This is a genomic window from Neisseria sp. HMSC069H12 (assembly GCF_001812735.1).
GTDB classification, from domain to species: Bacteria; Pseudomonadota; Gammaproteobacteria; order Burkholderiales; family Neisseriaceae; genus Neisseria; species Neisseria subflava.
The window spans coordinates 68,649-70,472 of sequence record NZ_KV810297.1; the positions used below are offsets into that span (position 1 = coordinate 68,649).

The window sequence follows — 1,824 nt, forward strand, 5'->3', positions numbered from 1 at the left end:
GGGCAAGGAGTTCGTCAAGATTATGCAGAGGCAGCGCGATGGTATCTCAAGGCAGCAGAACAAGGGGATCCTGTAGCTCAAAATAATTTGGGTGTGGCGTATACCAAGGGGCAAGGAGTCCGTCAAGACCCTGTACAGGCAGAGCAGTGGTATCGGAAGGCGGCAGAACAAGGGTATGCTCAAGCCCAATATAATTTGGGTGTGATGTACGACAATGGGCGAGGAGTTCGTCAGGACTATACACAGGCAGTGCAGTGGTTTGGCAAGGCAGCAGAACAAGGGATTGCAGAAGCCCAATTTAGTTTGGGTAAGATGTATTACGAAGGGCAAGGAGTTCGTCAAGATTATGCAGAGGCGGCACGATGGTATTTCAAGGCAGCAGAACAAGGGTATCCTGTAGCTCAAAATAATTTGGGTACGATGTATGCTAAAGGGCAAGGAGTCCGTCAAGACCCTGTACAGGCAGAGCAGTGGTATCGGAAGGCGGCAGAACAAGGATTGGCCAATGCCCAATATAATTTGGGTGTGATGTACCACAATGGGCAAGGAGTTCGTCAGGACTATACACAGGCAGTGCAGTGGTTTGGCAAGGCGGCAGAACAAGGGATTGCTCAAGCCCAATTTAATTTGGGTGTGATGTATGAAAAAGGACAAGGTGTCCGCAAAGACTATGTTGAAGCGGTCAAATGGTATCGCAAGGCGACAGAACAAGGATTGGCCAATGCCCAATTTAATTTGGGTGTGATGTACGACAATGGGCAAGGAGTCCGTCAAGATGGTAAACAGGCGGTACAGTGGTATCGTAAGGCGGCAGAACAAGGGTATGCTCAAGCCCAATATAATTTTGGTAATATGTATGCCAATGGGCAAGGAGTCCGCCAGGACTATGCACAGGCAGTGCAGTGGTTTGGCAAGGCGGCAGAACAAGGATTGGCTAATGCCCAATATAATTTGGGTGTGGCGTATGCTAATGGGCAAGGAGTCCATCAAGACCTTGTACAGGCAGAGCAGTGGTATCGCAAGGCGGCAGAACAAGGGTTTGCAGAAGCTCAATACAATTTGGGTGTGATGTATGCCAAAGGAGAAGGTGTTCGTCAGAACTATAAGATTGCCAACGAGTGGTTTGGTAAGGCTTGTAATAACGGACTACAACAAGGTTGTGATGTTTATCGTGTATTTAATCAGGCAGGATATTGAATCCTTATTCAAAGGCTGTCTGAAAAAGCTTAGGATAAAACCAAAATGACTTTTCAAAATAAAAAAATCCTCGTCGCCGGACTTGGCGGTACGGGTATTTCCATGATTGCCTATTAACGGGGATAAACCCGCAGGCATCAGCCTGCCGAATCCCTATTTTTTTAACGGCGACTGAAACCCGCCTTATACCGAAACAGGAGTAAAACCATGAAACAGACAGTCAAATGGCTTGCAGCCGCCCTGATTGCCTTGGGCTTGAACCAAGCGGTGTGGGCGGATGACGTATCGGATTTTCGGGAAAACTTGCAGGCGGCAGCACAGGGAAATGCAGCAGCCCAATTCAATTTGGGCGTGATGTATGAAAATGGACAAGGAGTTCGTCAAGATTATGTACAGGCAGTGCAGTGGTATCGCAAGGCTTCAGAACAAGGGGATGCCCAAGCCCAATTCAATTTGGGCGTGATGTATGCTAACGGACGCGGCGTACGCCAAGACGATGCCGAAGCGGTCAGATGGTATCGGCGGGCGGCGGATCAGGGATTATCCCAAGCCCAATATAATTTGGGTGCGATGTATGGAAATGGACAAGGCGTGGGCCAGGATGATGCCGAAGCGGTCAAATGGTAT

The 1,824-nt window shown here is 48.8% G+C and carries 2 protein-coding genes; both read left to right on the forward strand.

Features of this window, described 5'->3' with window-relative positions; all coding sequences use genetic code 11:
- A partial coding sequence (locus HMPREF2872_RS09460) for a tetratricopeptide repeat protein (protein WP_083311783.1) occupies positions 1-1,197 on the forward strand: 1,197 nt, incomplete at its 5' end.
- Positions 1,198-1,404: 207 nt separating this feature from the next.
- On the forward strand, positions 1,405-1,824 hold a 420-nt coding region (locus HMPREF2872_RS09465), incomplete at its 3' end, for a tetratricopeptide repeat protein (RefSeq protein WP_070633167.1).